This is a genomic window from Streptomyces sp. NPDC058619 (assembly GCF_042717785.1).
Lineage (GTDB): Bacteria > Actinomycetota > Actinomycetes > Streptomycetales > Streptomycetaceae > Streptomyces.
This window is the reverse complement of record NZ_JBHXQN010000042.1, coordinates 1-14,081: the sequence shown is the minus strand read 5'-3', so window position 1 is coordinate 14,081 and position 14,081 is coordinate 1. Positions and strand designations below refer to the sequence as shown.

The window sequence follows — 14,081 nt, the reverse complement described above, 5'->3', positions numbered from 1 at the left end:
CCCCGATCCGGGGCCGCGGCCGTTGCGGGCCCCTTCGGCTGCGGGGCACGGTCGGCGAGTGGCAGGGTTGGTATCGCAGGGCGATCCCCGTCGCCGAGCAGAAGGGCACACCGTGAGCCAGCACCAGGGCCCGGCGCCGGGCGGCCGAGCCAAGGCCGCAGCCCGCTGGGACGACCTCGTCGAGGAGTTCGAGTTCTCCCCCGCCGAGCAGGCCGAGATCGACCGCGGTGCGGCGGAGATGATCGCGGCGGTCCGCGCCCACCGCCTGGCGGAGGTCCGCAAGCGACAGCACACGACCCAGGTACAGGTGGCCGAAGCCATGGGAGTCACCCAAGCGCCCGTCTCCCGGATCGAGAACGGCGAACTGGAGCGCAGCGAGGTCGAAACGCTGGCCGCCTACGTCCGCGCCCTCGGCGGCAAGCTGAAGATCGTTGCCGAGTTCGGGGACGAACAGTACGTACTGGGCTGACCGTTCCCGCGCCGCCGTGCTGCGATGGCGCGCTGGTGAGAGGAGGGCGCGATGCCGCGTACGCGCGTGCTCGCGGAGGCAACGCGTCTGACGCCGGCCGAGGCGGCGGAGGTGCTGGGTCTGTCCCGGCCGTTCACGGTTCGCCTGCTGGACTCGGGCGACATCCCGTCGGACCGTCCGCCGGGCAGTCGCCGTCGCCTCGTACGGCTCGCGGACGTCCTTGCCTTCCCGGAGCGGCGCAACCGCCGAAGGGAAGGACGCCGACGCATCGCCGACGCATCGCCGAAGCTGCGGAAGAGGCCGGGCTGCCGTACTTAGGGCGCGGCCGGGGCCGGTGTGGGCCGTTCGCGGAATGCGGGGCCGACCGGTGACCCGGGGAGCGGGCGGGTCGTTGGGCGGGGCATGAACGCCATGAAGCGCACCCTGTCCGCCCTGGTCCTCACCGGCGGCGCCGCCCTCGCCCTCACCCCCCGTCGCCGCCCACGCCGCCGACGAGCCCGCCGTCCAGGGGCCGCCGATCACGCAGCGCGTCACCGACATCGTCGACCACCCCGGACAGGCGATCCAGGACACGAAGACGGCCGTCGAGGTCACCGGCTCCGCGGCCGGTTCCGCCACGGGTGCCATGGACAGCTCCCTCGCCGGCGCCCTCGCGGGGGGCCTCCCGAAGGCCCCCAAGGTCGGCTGACCGCCCTAAGACTTGTCTGATAATTGATCTTGTGGCAGGTCGAGGTGAGTTGACGGACGCGGCGTGGGAGCGGATAGAGCCCTTGTTGCCGCAGGTGGACGGGCGTGGTCGGCCGTGGCGTGATCATCGGCAGGTGGTCAATGGTGTGCTGTGGCGGTTGCGGACCGGGGCTCCGTGGTGTGACCTGCCGGGGCGGTATGGGCCGTGGCAGACCGTCTACGATCGGTTCGCCCGCTGGGAAGCGGATGGCACGTGGGCAAGGCTGTTGGAGCATGTGCAGGTTCGTGACGACGCGGTGGGCCGGGTGGAGTGGACCGTCGCCGTCGACTCCACGGTCAACCGGGCCCACCAGCACGCCGCCGGGGGCACCCGCCTTCGGCAAGGAGGTCTACCGCGACCGCAACGTGGTCGAACGATGCTTCGCACGCCTCAAGGAGTTCCGCGCGTTCGCGATCAGGTTCGACAAGCTCGCTGACCGCTACCGCGCCGGCGTCGTCCTGGCCTCGCCGATCCTCTGGCTCCGCGAACCAGCCACATGATCACTTGTCAGGCAGGCCCTAGCCCCAGGTGCGGGAGCACAGTACGAGGCGGTAGCCGTCGGGGTCGGCGACCGTGACCCCGTGCTCGTCCCAGTACGGGTTGTGGGAGGCGACGCGGGTCCCGCCGTGCTCCACGAGCCGCCGGACGAGGGCCTCGTCGGGCACCTCGCCGAGGTACACCACGAACAGGTCGTCCACGGTGGGCGCGGGCGCCACCGGGTTCTCCGCGTCCCGGGTCAGCTCGAAGTGCCACCCGCCCCCGGCCGGACCCGCCATCAGCAGGTCGTGCTCCCCGGGGCCGCTGTCGGTGCTGCGCCACTGCACGTCGAGCCCGAGCCCGTGCACGTAGAACCGCTCGGCGGCGTCCAGGTCGAGGGACGGGCGGGCGACGCGGATGTGGGTACCGGCATTGATGATCATGGGGGCAGCGTAGGCGCGGGCCCCCGCGTCGCGGCAGTCGCGGAAAGTCCGGCGAAGGCGCGGGAAACGACAAAGGCAAGGAGAAGCCCTCTCCTTGCCACGTTCAACTTATAGCCCGTCGGGGGGCTTGCCGCAAGGCCCGGGCCCTGGCGCAGAATCATCGGCCTGTGCCACCACCTGCGGAAAACGGGGCTTCACCATGCTTGAGCAGTACGTGCTGGACCTGCACGAGGTCGACGCGACACAGGTCGCGCTCGTCGGCGGCAAGGGCGCGCACCTGGGCGGGCTCACGCGGATCGAGGGCGTCCGCGTGCCGGGCGGCTTCTGCGTGACGACGGACGCCTTCCGGCGGGTCCTGGAGGGGGCGCCGTCGGTCGACGGCCTGCTCGACCGGCTGTCGCGCGTGGTCCCGGACGACCGGGAGGCCGTCCGCACGCTCAGCGCGCAGCTCCGCCGGACCGTCGAGGCGATCCCCGTCCCGGACGGCCTCGCGGCGGCGATCACCGGCGCGCTCGCCCGCCTCGGCGACCGGACCGCCTGCGCCGTCCGCTCCAGCGCGACGGCGGAGGACCTGCCCACGGCCTCGTTCGCCGGCCAGCAGGACACGTACCTGAACGTCGTGGGGCCGGCGGAGGTCCTCCGGCACGTCAGCCGCTGCTGGGCCTCGCTGTTCACCGAGCGGGCCGTGGTCTACCGGCGGCGCAACGGCATCGACGACCGTACGGTCCACATGGCCGTCATCGTCCAGGAGATGGTCTTCCCGGACGCGGCCGGCATCCTGTTCACGGCCGACCCCGTCACCGGCAACCGGAAGCTCGCCACCGTGGACGCCGGCTTCGGCCTCGGCGAGGCCCTCGTCTCCGGCCTGGTGAATCCGGACGTCTTCACGGTGCGCGGCGGCGAGGTCGTCGCCAGGGCGATCGCCGCCAAACAGCGTGCCGTTCACGCCCTGCCGGACGGCGGTACGCGGGAGGTGGCGGTCGACGCGGGGAGGCAGGAGGAGCCGGCGCTGACGGATGCGCAGGCCGTACGGCTCGTGGAGCTCGGGCGGCGGATCGAAGCGCACTTCGGCCGCCCGCAGGACATCGAATGGTGCCTGGCCGACGACGGCTTCCAGATCGTCCAGAGCCGGCCGATCACCACACTGTTCCCCGTGCCCGTGCCCGAGACCGGCGACCACGGGAACCGCGTCTACGTCTCCGTGGGCCACGGGCAGATGATGACCGACCCCATGAGGCCCCTGGGGCTCTCCATGTGGCAGCTGACGGCCATGGTGCCGATGCAGGAGGCCGGCGGGAGGCTGTTCGTCGACGTCACCGCGCGCCTCGCCTCGCCCGTCGCCCGCGCCGGTTTCCTGGACGCCATGGGGAAGGCCGACCCGCTGGTCAGGGACGCCCTGGAGACCGTCCTCGACCGCGACGGCTTCGTCCCGTCGCCCCCGGACGCGGGCCCCGACGGGCCCCCGGCCGCCGCCCCGCCCGCCCCGCCCGCGCCTCTCACCACGGATCCGGCCGTCGTCACCGCGCTGATCGAGCGCAGCCGTACGTCCGTCGCCGCCCTGGAGCGCGACATCCGGACGAAGAGCGGACCGGCGCTGTTCGACTTCCTGCTGGAGGCCTTCGAGGAGCACAAGCGGGTCCTTTCCGACCCGCTGAACCTCCAGGCGATCATGGCGGGGATGGAGGCCACCTGGTGGCTCAACGACACGCTGCGGGAGTGGCTGGGCGAGAAGAACGCGGCCGACACGCTCACGCTGTCCGCCCCCGACAACATCACCTCCGAGATGGGACTGGAGCTGCTCGACGTCGCGGACGTGGTCCGCCGGCACCCGGAGGCGGTGGCGTTCCTCCAGGGCGTCGAGGACGACACCTTCCTGGACGGCCTGGCGAAGGTCGAGGGCGGGACCGAGGCGCGCGACGCCATCGAGGGCTACCTCGACCGGTACGGCATGCGCTGCGTCGGCGAGATCGACATCACGCGGCCGCGCTGGCGCGAGCGCCCCACGACGCTCGTGCCCGTGATCCTCGACCACGTCAGGAACTTCGGACCGGGCGCCGCACGGCGCCGCTTCGAGCAGGGCCGGCAGAAGGCCCAGCAGAAGGAACAGGACGTGCTGTCCCGCCTGCGGGCCCTGCCGGACGGGGACCGCAAGGCCGACGAGACCCAGCGGATGATCGACCGCGTCCGGACCTTCATCGGGTACCGGGAGTACCCGAAGTACGGCATCGTCAGCCGCACTTTCGTCTACAAGAAGGCCTTGCTGGAGGAGGCCGAACGTCTCGTGCGGGCCGGCGTGCTCGCCGAGCGGGAGGACGCCTTCTACCTCACGTTCCAGGAACTCCACGACGCCGTGCGCTCGCACCGGGTGGACGAGCGGCTCGTCCGGGAGCGCAGGGAAGCGTTCCGGTCGTACCACGCGCTCACCCCGCCCCGGGTGCTCACCTCGGACGGCGAGGCCGTCACCGGGGCGTACCGGCGCGACGACGTGCCGGAGGGCGCCCTGACCGGCGTACCGGTCTCCGCCGGGACCGTCGAGGGACGCGCCCGCGTCGTCCTCGACATGGCGGACGCCGACCTCGAAGCGGGCGACATCCTGGTCACGGCCTTCACCGACCCCAGCTGGTCACCGCTGTTCGTCGGCATCGCGGGCCTGGTGACGGAGGTGGGCGGCCTGATGACCCACGGGGCGGTGATCGCCCGGGAGTACGGCTTGCCGGCCGTCGTGGGCGTGGAGCAGGCCACCCGGCTGATCCGGGACGGGCAGCGGATCCGCGTGCACGGAACCGACGGGTACATCGAGATCCTGTCCTGACCGGTCAGCCCCTGCCGGACGCGACCCCGCTCACGAAGGCGGTCCAGGTACGGGGGGCCACCGCCAGCTCGGGGCCCGCCGTCACCTTGGAGTCCCGGACGTGGACGGCGTCGGCGCAGGCGGCGACCTCGACGCAGTTGTCGCCCTGGCTGCTGCTGTAGCTGCTCTTGAACCACCGCATGGGGGAGCTGTTCACAGGGAACCTCGCATTCGCATCAACAGGCCCACGCTGTCCGTGGGATTGAGGGCCTGGATGCGAAGTTTGGCATATTGCTGGTGAAGATCGCTGACAGCTTTCGGGTCTGAGATGACCTGGCCCGTCTGAGGTCCTTCGGTGTAGCCCATCCACTCGTGTTCCTCGGTTTCCAGGAGGCAGAAGGGGCCATCGGTGCCGGCATGCTCCGAACAGACCGTCGGCATGATCTGGAGGTCGACGTTCGGCAGTCTCGCGCACTCCAGCAGGTGGTCGATCAGCTCCCGCGTCACCTCTGGTCCGCCCGTCTGCCGTTCAATCACCGACTGCTCGATGATGAAACTGAAGGCAACGAACGGCGTCTTGGCCAGGACGGACTGGCGGGCCAGCCGCCGGGTTACGCGCGCATCCGCGTCCTCCGGGGTGGCCACCGGCGGTACGCCTCGGATCTGGGACCGGGCGTAGGTCTCCGTCTGTAACAGTCCCGGAACCGACCTGCACTCGTACGTGTCGAGTGCGATCGCTTGTTGCTCCAGCTCTGCCCACCGGCGGAACCACCTCGCTAGCCCGCGCCTCCGCGTCATCCGCTTCGCCGCGATCTCGATCACGCCGAAGGTCTTGAGCTGCTGCTCCGCCCTGGTGATGAAGACGGCCGACGGATGACGTCGGCCTTGCTCGACCGAACCGATGTACTGGATGGAGTACTTCACCAGCGGGGCCAACTGCTCCTGTGTCAGGCCAGCTCGCTTGCGCGAGGCCGCCACCACCTCGCCGAACTCCTTGAGGTCCGGATCCGGCTCCGTGTCGCCGGGCACGCTCTCATCGGTACTCGCCATGGGCGATCACCTCCCGGGGCCATCCTCACGATCGGTGACCGCGCCTGTCCAGAGAGTGGACTCGTACAGAAAATGAGTAGCGGTTCGTGTGCTGGGAACTCCCTGCTCAAGGCCGGACGTTGGCGTCATGACCGCACCCTTCGGGCCGCCCGCGGCCCTCGTACGTCTGTTCACTCAGCGTTTCAGCGCCACCCGTCGCGGTGCCCGCCTCGCGCGCACGCTCGCCCTCCACGAGCTGCACGACTGGGGGTACCCGCCCTCGGCCCCGCTCGCCGCCGACGCCGGGCTGCTCATCGGGGAGCTGGCCGCCAACGCCGTCCTGCACGGCCGGGTTCCCGGGCGGGACTTCGAGCTGCGGCTGGTCCTCCTGGACGCCGTGCTGCGGATCGAGGTGTCCGACGCGCGGGCCGACCGGCGGCCCGCCGTGGGGCCGTACACCGACCAGGCCGAGTCGGGGCACGGCCTGCGCATCGTCGCCGCCCTCGCCGCCGGCTGGGGGGTCGTGGACCGGCTGGTCGGCAAGACGGTCTGGGCCGAACTGCCGCTCGCGGGCCGGTCAGCCGGGCAGGTCCCGCCGGCGGGGGGCCTCGTAGCCGGGATGGTCGGGGGCCACGTACCGCCCGTGGACGATCAACTGGGCGTCCTGGAGGACGTACCCGTCGACCTGGGCGCGGATGTCCGCCGGGAGCGCGTGCCGGACGGCGGTCACGATCCGGCCCGGGGGGACGGGGCGGAGGCGCCGACGAGGTAGGCGACCCCGTCGAGCAGGCGGCCGTACGGATTTCTTCCCGCGCGGCGCGGCGCGGGGCCGTCGGGACGGGTCAGGGGTTCAGAGGTACTGGGCGAACGCGTCCAGGGTGCGCAGGATCTCCGGCTCCGGCGCCGAGGGCAGCTGGAGGACGACCTCCTCGATGCCGAGGTCGGCGTAGTGGCTCATCTTGCCGGGGCTCGGCTGGACGGCGTACGGGACCACCTGGAGGGTCTTCGGGTCGCGCCCGGCGGTCTCCCATACCTGGCGCAGCACCGGGAGCGACTCGGTGAGGCCGCCCCCGCCGATCGGGAGCCAGCCGTCGGCGTGGTCGGCGATGGCGGTGAAGAGCTTCGGGCCGGCCTGGCCGCCGATCAGGGTCCGGGGGCCGTACAGGGGGACGCCGGGGGCCAGTTCGCGTGGCGCCTGCACCGGCTTGGGGTGGGCGGCGCTGGCCCGGACGGAGGAGAACGCGCCGACGTACGCCGTGGGTTCGGGCGCCCACAGGGCACGCATCAGGGCCATCCGGTCCCGGACCAGGTCGCGGCGGGTGCGCCACTCGACGCCGTGGTCGGCGGCCTCCTCGACGTTCCAGCCGTAGCCGATGCCGAGGGTGACGCGGCCGCCGGAGAGGTGGTCGAGGGTGGCCACCTGCTTCGCGAGGCCGATCGGGTCGTGCTGGGCGACCAGGGTGATGCCGGTGCCGAGGTGGAGCCGCTCGGTGACGGCGGAGGCCTGGCCGAGGGCCACGAAGGGGTCGAGGGTGCGCCCGTACATCTCGGGGAGCTCGCCGCCCATGGGCGCGGGGGTGTCCCGGGCGGACGGGATGTGGGTGTGCTCCGGGAGGTAGAGCCCGGAGAACCCGCGCTCCTCCAGGCTGCGTGCGAGGCGGACGGGCGAGATGGTGCGGTCGGTGAGGAAGACGGTCGTGGCGATCCGCATGGGCGCTGGCACCTCCGAGTCGTGGGAACGGCCACGGTACGGGCTCGGGGCACGAATGTTGAGGGGGTGTCAGGTGGGCGGCGCGCGCGATGGCCGAGTACGGCACGGTCGTGCGTACGGGCGGGCGTACGGGCGGGCGGGCGCGCGGGGGTCAGCCGCGGGGGTAGCGGGCCAGCCAGCCGGGGGCCGAGCCGGCGGGGCCGTGCAGGGACGGGCCCTGGGTCATCTCCAGGGAGAAGTCGTCGGCGAGTTCCAGGATCGTGGCGCGGCCCTCCAGCTCGGTGAGCCAGGCGGCCGGGAGGGCCGTCTCGCCGTGCTGGGCGCCGAGGAGGGCCCCGCACAGGGCGCCGGTGGCGGCGGAGTCGCCGCCGTGGTTCACGGCGAGGCGCAGGCCGTGCGGGACGTCCTCGGCGACCAGGGCGCAGTAGACGGCGACGGCGAGGGCGGTCGCGGCGTCGTCGGTGCCGCCGGCGAGGGCGGTGAGGGTCTCGGGGCCGGGCTGGCCCTGGGTGACGGCCGCCGTGGCGCGCTGGAGGGCGTCCGTGACGGGCTGGTGCCCCGGGCGGGCGCCGAGCAGGCCGAGGGCGCGCTGGACGGCGGAGTCGAGGGAGTCGCCGCGCGTCAGGCCGTGCACGATGACGGCGCACGCCCCGGCCGCGAGGTAGCCGGTGGGGTGGCCGTGGCTCTGCGCGGCGCACTCGACGGCGAGTTGGAGGACGAGGGCGGGCTCCCAGCCGACCAGCAGCCCGAAGGGGGCCGAGCGGGTGGCGGCGGCCGCGGTCCGGGCGGTCGGGTTCTTGGGCTGCTCCAGCGTGGCGAGGACGCCGTCGGCGAAGCCGGTCAGGCAGGCGCGGTCGGGGCCGCGGCGGGCGTAGAGCCACTCCTCCTGCGCGAGCCAGCCGTTGTCCTTGCGGCGCTCGTCCGGGCCCCAGTCGCTCTGCGTGGCGGCCCAGCGGAGGTAGGCGCGGTGGACGTCGGTGGGCGGGTGCCAGGCGCCGGTGTCGCGGCGCACGTGGGCGCGTACGAGGCCGTCCACCGTGAAGAGGGTGAGCTGGGTGCGGGCGGTGACCGTGCCGCGACGCCCGTGCGCGGAGGCGGGCGCGGGGGCGGGCGCGAGCAGGCCGGCCGGGCCGTGGGCCTCGCGGATGCCGTCGAGGGAGAGCCCGGCCACGGGGGCGCCGAGGGCGTCGCCGATCGCGGCGCCGAGGAGGGTCCCGCGGACCCGGCTGCGGAAGTCCTGCTGCTCGGCGCGGCCCCACAGCCCCGTGATGATCCCGCGCCCGGAGGTGCGCCCGGCGGCGGCGTCCGGGCCGCGGTGCGGGGCCTGCGGGGCGCGGGCGGCGGCCGGGTGGGGTGCGACGGGGGGCGGGGCCTGGGGGTTCTGCGGGGTTTGGGGATTCTGCGGGTTCTGCGGGGGCAGGCCGGGTGCCGCGTCGGCGGCGGCCGGTATCGGGGCGGCGGGTAGGCCGGCGGTCGGTGTGCCGGGGCCGGGGATCGGGCGGAGGATCGGGCCGGGGGTGCCGGCCCGGGCGGCCGCTCCGGGCAGGTCCGGGACCGGCGGGTGCGCGGCGAGCGGGCCCGCGCCGAGGTCGAGTCCCGGGGGAGTGTAGTCGGGGCCCAGCCCGGACCGGACGGCGGGACCGAGGACGTGCATCGCGCCGGACGCCGGCGCGGGCGGGGCCGGGGGTACGGGGGGTACGGGGGACGGCGCGGGGTGCGGGCCCGGGGCGCCCGTACCCGGAGCGTGGCCGGTTCCGGCCGCCCGCTCGTCCGGGCTGCCGCCGCCCGTAGGGACCTGGCTCGTATCCATCACTTCGTCCACCCCCGCCACCGTGCCCCGTCAACGCAACCGTTCACCCGCGTCACCCGCGCGCAGGTGAACCCGAACTGTAGTGGACAGCTTCGGTCAATTCCGGAAGGTGTCCGGCAAGCGACCCGGAGGCGCACGGCCAACGACCGGAATGCGAATGCCCAGCTCGGACCGGACGGTTCGGCTCCGGACGGGGGTTCAGGGGCAGCGCTCCTCGACCTTCACCGTGCCGAAGTCGAGCTTCGTGTCGGCGCCGGTCTTCGTGCCGGCGGCCGGGGTCTGGCTGCACACCCGCCAGTTCCGGTCGAGGACTTGGAGGCGGTTCTTGCCGAGCGCGTCGTGCGAGGTCATCAGGAAGAAGCCGGCGGCCTGGGCGCCGTCCTGCGCGGACTGGAGGACCATCCCGACGAAGTTGGGCACGGCGGCGGTGGCCGGGGCGGGCGGCGGTGCGGGGGCGGCCGGCGGCGGGGTGGTGCGCTGTGCGGTGGGCGCCGCCGGGGTGGGCGTGGGCGGTGCGGGGGTGGGCGGTGCGGGCGGTGCGGGCGTGGGCGGTGTGGCGGGTGTGGAGGCCACGGGCTGGCCGTCCGGCTGCGGTTCGCTCGTGACCGGTGCGCAGGCGGCGAGGCCGAGCAGCGCGGTGGCGGCGAGGAGAGCGGTGGTGCCCCGGCGGGCGGTGCGGCGGTGTGTGTGCATCGGGCCATGCTGGCCGGGGCGGGGCCGCCGGGTACGGGGAGTGACGCGTTCGTGACGAAACGGGGGCGCGGGGGCGGGGGCCGGGTGGAGCCGCGCCGCACCCCCGCCGGGGTTCCCTCCCGGGGCTCCGCCCCGGGCCCCTTCGACCGGTACCTCAAGGACGGGCTCGGCATCGACTCCCGCGAGCTGAAGCAGCCTCCGCCGGGACCTCCTCGTCGGCTGACCCGGGGAGCAGGGGCCCGACCGGGGGTCATCCGGACGGGCGCCCGCCCCCGTCAGTCCAGTACGGGCAGCAGGGCCGGCAGGTGCCCGTCCGAGGCGCGCGCCGCGTCCTGCCGTTCCTGCGGGACCTCGCCGTACAGCGTCGTACGGGCCTTCGCGGGCCGGCCCGCGGCCTCCGCGACGGCGATCAGGTCCTTGACCGACTTGTACGAGCCCCAACCCGACCCCGCCATGCGGGAGATGGTCTCCTCCATCAGGGTCCCGCCGAGGTCGTTCGCCCCGGACCGGAGCATCTCGGCCGCGCCCTCCGAGCCCAGCTTCACCCAGCTCGTCTGGATGTTGGTGATGTGCGGGTGCAGCAGGATCCGGGCCATCGCCGTCACCGCCCGGTTGTCCCGCGCCGTCGGGCCGGGCCGCGCGATGCCCGCCAGGTACACGGGCGCGTTGGTGTGGATGAACGGGAGCGTCACGAACTCCGTGAACCCCTCGACGCCCTTGGCCCGCGCCTCCTGCTGCATGCGCGCCAGCGTGCGGAAGTGGCCGAGCCAGTGCCGCGGCTGGTCGACGTGGCCGTACATCATGGTCGACGAGGACCGGATGCCCAGCTCGTGCGCCGTGGACACCACGTTGATCCAGTCCGCCGTCGGCAGCTTGCCCTTGGTCAGGACCCAGCGCACCTCGTCGTCCAGGATCTCCGCCGCCGTACCCGGGATGGAGTCCAGCCCGGCCTCCTTGGCCGCCGTCAGCCACTCCCGTACCGGCATCCCCGTGCGCGTCGCGCCGTTGACGACCTCCATCGGCGAGAACGCGTGCACGTGCATGCCCGGGACCCGCTCCTTCACCGCCCGCGCGATGTCGAAGTACGCCGTCCCCGGCAGGTCCGGGTGGATGCCGCCCTGCATGCACACCTCGACCGCGCCCACGTCCCACGCCTGCGCGGCGCGGTCCGCGACCTGGTCCAGGGAGAGCGTGTACGCGTCGGCGTCGGTGCGGCGCTGCGCGAAGGCGCAGAAGCGGCAGCCGGTGTAGCAGACGTTGGTGAAGTTGATGTTGCGCGTGACGATGTAGGTGACGTCGTCGCCGACGACCGACTTGCGCAGGTCGTCGGCGATCCGGCACAGCGCGTCCAGCGCCGGGCCGTCCGCGTGCAGCAGGGCCAGCGCCTGCGCGTCGGTCAGCCGCGTCGGGTCGTCGGCGGCCTGCGCCAGCGCCGCCCGTACGTCCGTGTCGATGCGCTCCGGGACCATGCCGGGCGCCGCCGCCTCGCGCAGGGCCTCCCAGTCGCCGTAGACGTGGTCGAAGTCGTCGCGCCGGTCGCCGGTGCGGCCCTCGGTGTCGATGGTGGCGTGCAGGTCGGTGCGCCCGTACGCGGCGAACCCCTCGTCCGGCTCCTGCCACGGCCGGCCCTCCACCGTCGCGGCCTCGTCGGCGAGCCCGGTCGCCGGATCGGCCAGCGCCCGTACGTGCGGCAGCAGCCGGGGGTCCAGCCACGGCTCGCCGCGCTCCAGGAACTCCGGGTAGATCGTGAGGCGCTCGCGCAGCTCGAAGCCGGCGGCGGCGGTCCGCGCGGCCAGCTCCTCGATGTGCGGCCAGGGGCGCTCCGGATTGACGTGGTCGGGGGTCAGCGGCGAGACCCCGCCCCAGTCGTCGATGCCGGCGCCGATGAGGAGGGCGTACTCCTCGTCCACCAGGTTCGGCGGGGCCTGGATGCGGGCGCTCGGGCCCAGGATGTGCCGGGCGACGGCGATGGCGGCGGCCAGCTCCTCCAGCTCCGCGTCCGGCATGCCGCGCATGGCGGTGTCCGGCTTGGCGCGGAAGTTCTGGACGATGACCTCCTGGACGCCGTGGTAGCTGCGCTGGACGCGGCGCAGCTCGAAGAAGGCGTCGGCGCGCTCCTCGTAGGTCTCCCCGATGCCGATGAGGACGCCGGTGGTGAACGGGACGTTCGAGCGGCCGGCGTCCTCCAGGACGCGCAGCCGCACGGCCGGGTCCTTGTCGGGGGAGCCGTGGTGCGGGCCGCCGGGCTCGGACCACAGACGGGTCGCGGTGGTCTCCAGCATCATGCCCATCGACGGGGCGACGGGCTTGAGGCGCTGGAGGTCGGACCAGGTCATGACCCCGGGGTTGAGGTGGGGGAGCAGGCCCGTCTCCTCCAGCACCCGGATGGCCATGGCCCGTACGTAGGCCAGGGTGTCGTCGTAGCCGTGCGCGTCGAGCCACTCGCGGGCCTCGGGCCAGCGGTCCTCGGGGCGGTCGCCGAGGGTGAAGAGGGCTTCCTTGCAGCCCATCGCCGCTCCCTGGCGGGCGATGTCGAGGACCTCGTCGGGGGACAGGTACATCCCGTGCCCGGCCCGGCGGAGCTTGCCGGGGACGGTGACGAAGGTGCAGTAGTGGCACTTGTCGCGGCAGAGACGGGTGAGGGGGATGAAGACCTTGCGCGAGTACGTGATGACGCCCGGCCGGCCGGCGGCGGCCAGCCCGGAGTCTCTTACTCGTGCGGCGGACGCGGAGAGGTCCGTGAGGGCCTCCCCGCGCGCCTGGAGGAGTACGGCCGCCTCGGTCGCGTCGAGCGCGACGCCGTCGCGGGCCCGCCGGAGCGCGCGGCGCATCGCGTTTTCGGTCGGAGCGTCACTCGGAGTGGTCATGCGGTGAGCATACGATCCGGTGGTAGGTGCACGGGATGGTGTGCCGGACGGTGCGCGGGCCGGCGCACGGGCCGGCGCACGGCCGGTGCGCGGATCGGTTCATCGCATCAGCTCACCGGCGTTGACCAGCAGTGACTGGCCGGTTATCGCCCGCGCCCGGTCGGAGGCGAGGAACACGGCGGCGTCGGCGACGTCCCTGTCGGTGGCGAGGTCGGGCAGCGCCATCCGCTCGGTGAGACGGGCGTGCACCTCGGCCTCGGGCACGTCCTCGGTGTGCGCGGTGAACGTGACGAACGCCTGGACCGGCGGACCCCACATCCAGCCGGGGAGCACGGTGTTGACCCGGATGCGGTGGGGGCCGAGCTCGCGGGCCATGGAGTACATGGCGGAGGTCAGCGCCCCCTTGGACGCGGCGTACGCGGCCTGCTGGACCTCGTTGGGGGCGGCGACGGCGGACTGCGTACCGATGATCACGACGGAGCCGCCGCCGGCCTTGAGGGCGGGCAGGCAGGCCCGGGTCATGCGGAGGGTGCCGAGCAGGTTCACGTCGAGGATCTGCTGCCAGGTTCCGAAGTCGGCGTCCTGGAGGCCCCCGAAGGACGAGTCCCATGCGGCGACGTGCACGACGGCGTCCACCCCGCCGAACCGCTCCTGCGCGAGCGCGGCGAGGGCCTCGCACCGGGCCTCGTCGGTGATGTCGGTCGGCAGGTACGCGGTGTGCGCGCCCTCGGGGTCGATCTCGGCGGCGGACTTGGCGAGGTTCGCCTCGGTCCGCGCCCCGAGCACGGCGTTGCCCCCGTCCCGTACGACGGCGGCGGCGACCTGGTGGCCGAGTCCGGCCCCGACGCCGGAGACGATGACGGTCTTCCCTTGCAGCAGCATGACGGCCTCCGCGCGACGCAGCAATCTGACGGTGCGTCAGGCTACGGCGCGCGGCAGGGCTTGTGAAGGGGCCGGGCCGCCCCGCGGGCGGCCGCCAGGCCCCGGCGGCGGCGGTCCCTGCCCAGGCCCCGGCGGGCGGCCCCGGCGGCGGCGGTGGCCACGGCCCCGGCGGCGGCCCCGGC

12 protein-coding genes and 1 pseudogene are annotated in these 14,081 nt (G+C 73.8%); 5 read left to right on the top strand and 8 right to left on the bottom strand.

From position 1 onward, the window contains the following. Positions 1 to 112: 112 nt before the first annotated feature. The 3 genes and pseudogenes from ACFWTC_RS29215 (at position 113) to ACFWTC_RS29205 (ending at position 1,696) form a co-directional block, all read left to right on the top strand. Positions 113 to 469, top strand: a complete 357-nt coding sequence (locus tag ACFWTC_RS29215; protein WP_384028521.1) for a helix-turn-helix domain-containing protein — start codon at positions 113 to 115, stop codon at positions 467 to 469. Positions 470 to 520: 51 nt separating this feature from the next. After that, a complete protein-coding gene (locus tag ACFWTC_RS29210; RefSeq protein ID WP_384028523.1) occupies positions 521 to 787 on the top strand; it encodes an excisionase family DNA-binding protein in 267 nt (88 codons plus the stop codon). Positions 788 to 1,188: 401 nt separating this feature from the next. After that, positions 1,189 to 1,696, top strand: a pseudogene (locus tag ACFWTC_RS29205) (IS5 family transposase). 18 nt (positions 1,697 to 1,714) lie between these two features. Here ACFWTC_RS29205 and ACFWTC_RS29200 read toward each other — a convergent pair. Next, entirely contained in the window at positions 1,715 to 2,116 is a 402-nt protein-coding gene (locus ACFWTC_RS29200; protein ID WP_384028525.1) for a VOC family protein, read from the bottom strand. A gap of 199 nt (positions 2,117 to 2,315) precedes the next feature. Here ACFWTC_RS29200 and rph point away from each other — a divergent pair, with 199 nt between their 5' ends. Next, entirely contained in the window at positions 2,316 to 4,928 is a 2,613-nt protein-coding gene (gene rph / locus ACFWTC_RS29195; RefSeq protein ID WP_384028527.1) for a rifamycin-inactivating phosphotransferase, read from the top strand. Positions 4,929 to 4,932: 4 nt separating this feature from the next. Here rph and ACFWTC_RS29190 read toward each other — a convergent pair whose 3' ends face one another. Both ACFWTC_RS29190 and ACFWTC_RS29185 read right to left on the bottom strand, forming a co-directional pair. Continuing rightward, positions 4,933 to 5,124 (bottom strand): DUF397 domain-containing protein, encoded by a 192-nt coding sequence (locus tag ACFWTC_RS29190; RefSeq protein WP_384028529.1) that lies wholly within the window; start codon positions 5,122 to 5,124, stop codon positions 4,933 to 4,935. Further along, positions 5,121 to 5,957 carry a Scr1 family TA system antitoxin-like transcriptional regulator gene (locus ACFWTC_RS29185; protein ID WP_383921680.1) on the bottom strand — a complete coding sequence of 279 codons (837 nt, stop codon included), beginning with the start codon at positions 5,955 to 5,957 and terminating at the stop codon, positions 5,121 to 5,123. Before ACFWTC_RS29185 ends, ACFWTC_RS29190 begins: the two co-directional genes overlap by 4 nt. A gap of 127 nt (positions 5,958 to 6,084) precedes the next feature. Here ACFWTC_RS29185 and ACFWTC_RS29180 point away from each other — a divergent pair, with 127 nt between their 5' ends. Then, positions 6,085 to 6,708, top strand: coding sequence for an ATP-binding protein (locus tag ACFWTC_RS29180; protein WP_383921682.1), 624 nt, complete (start codon positions 6,085 to 6,087; stop codon positions 6,706 to 6,708). Positions 6,709 to 6,786: 78 nt separating this feature from the next. Here the strand turns inward: ACFWTC_RS29180 and ACFWTC_RS29175 are convergent, their stop codons facing one another. From ACFWTC_RS29175 to ACFWTC_RS29155, 5 genes are all read right to left on the bottom strand, one after another. Further along, positions 6,787 to 7,647 (bottom strand): TIGR03619 family F420-dependent LLM class oxidoreductase, encoded by an 861-nt coding sequence (locus ACFWTC_RS29175; RefSeq protein WP_383921685.1) that lies wholly within the window; start codon positions 7,645 to 7,647, stop codon positions 6,787 to 6,789. Between the two features lie 151 nt (positions 7,648 to 7,798). After that, the gene (locus ACFWTC_RS29170) at positions 7,799 to 8,920 is read right to left on the bottom strand and encodes an ADP-ribosylglycohydrolase family protein (protein WP_384028551.1); all 1,122 of its coding nucleotides are present in this window, start codon (positions 8,918 to 8,920) and stop codon (positions 7,799 to 7,801) included. A gap of 735 nt (positions 8,921 to 9,655) precedes the next feature. Continuing rightward, positions 9,656 to 10,150 carry a PASTA domain-containing protein gene (locus ACFWTC_RS29165; RefSeq protein ID WP_384028531.1) on the bottom strand — a complete coding sequence of 165 codons (495 nt, stop codon included), beginning with the start codon at positions 10,148 to 10,150 and terminating at the stop codon, positions 9,656 to 9,658. A 275-nt stretch (positions 10,151 to 10,425) separates the two neighbouring features. Next, positions 10,426 to 13,017, bottom strand: coding sequence for a bifunctional FO biosynthesis protein CofGH (locus ACFWTC_RS29160; protein WP_383921691.1), 2,592 nt, complete (start codon positions 13,015 to 13,017; stop codon positions 10,426 to 10,428). Between the two features lie 99 nt (positions 13,018 to 13,116). Next, a complete protein-coding gene (locus tag ACFWTC_RS29155; RefSeq protein WP_384028533.1) occupies positions 13,117 to 13,899 on the bottom strand; it encodes an SDR family oxidoreductase in 783 nt (260 codons plus the stop codon). Positions 13,900 to 14,081: the final 182 nt, after the last annotated feature.

Excerpts from the sequence above, each read along its gene's own strand:
- ACFWTC_RS29210 (WP_384028523.1), top strand. The coding sequence starts at position 521 with ATGCCGCGTACGCGCGTGCTCGCGGAGGCAACGCGTCTGACGCCGGCC.
- ACFWTC_RS29200 (WP_384028525.1), bottom strand. The coding sequence starts at position 2,116 with ATGATCATCAATGCCGGTACCCACATCCGCGTCGCCCGCCCGTCCCTC.
- rph (WP_384028527.1), top strand. The coding sequence starts at position 2,316 with ATGCTTGAGCAGTACGTGCTGGACCTGCACGAGGTCGACGCGACACAG.
- ACFWTC_RS29185 (WP_383921680.1), bottom strand. The coding sequence starts at position 5,957 with ATGGCGAGTACCGATGAGAGCGTGCCCGGCGACACGGAGCCGGATCCG.
- ACFWTC_RS29180 (WP_383921682.1), top strand. The coding sequence starts at position 6,085 with ATGACCGCACCCTTCGGGCCGCCCGCGGCCCTCGTACGTCTGTTCACT.
- ACFWTC_RS29175 (WP_383921685.1), bottom strand. The coding sequence starts at position 7,647 with ATGCGGATCGCCACGACCGTCTTCCTCACCGACCGCACCATCTCGCCC.
- ACFWTC_RS29165 (WP_384028531.1), bottom strand. The coding sequence starts at position 10,150 with ATGCACACACACCGCCGCACCGCCCGCCGGGGCACCACCGCTCTCCTC.
- ACFWTC_RS29160 (WP_383921691.1), bottom strand. The coding sequence starts at position 13,017 with ATGACCACTCCGAGTGACGCTCCGACCGAAAACGCGATGCGCCGCGCG.
- ACFWTC_RS29155 (WP_384028533.1), bottom strand. The coding sequence starts at position 13,899 with ATGCTGCTGCAAGGGAAGACCGTCATCGTCTCCGGCGTCGGGGCCGGA.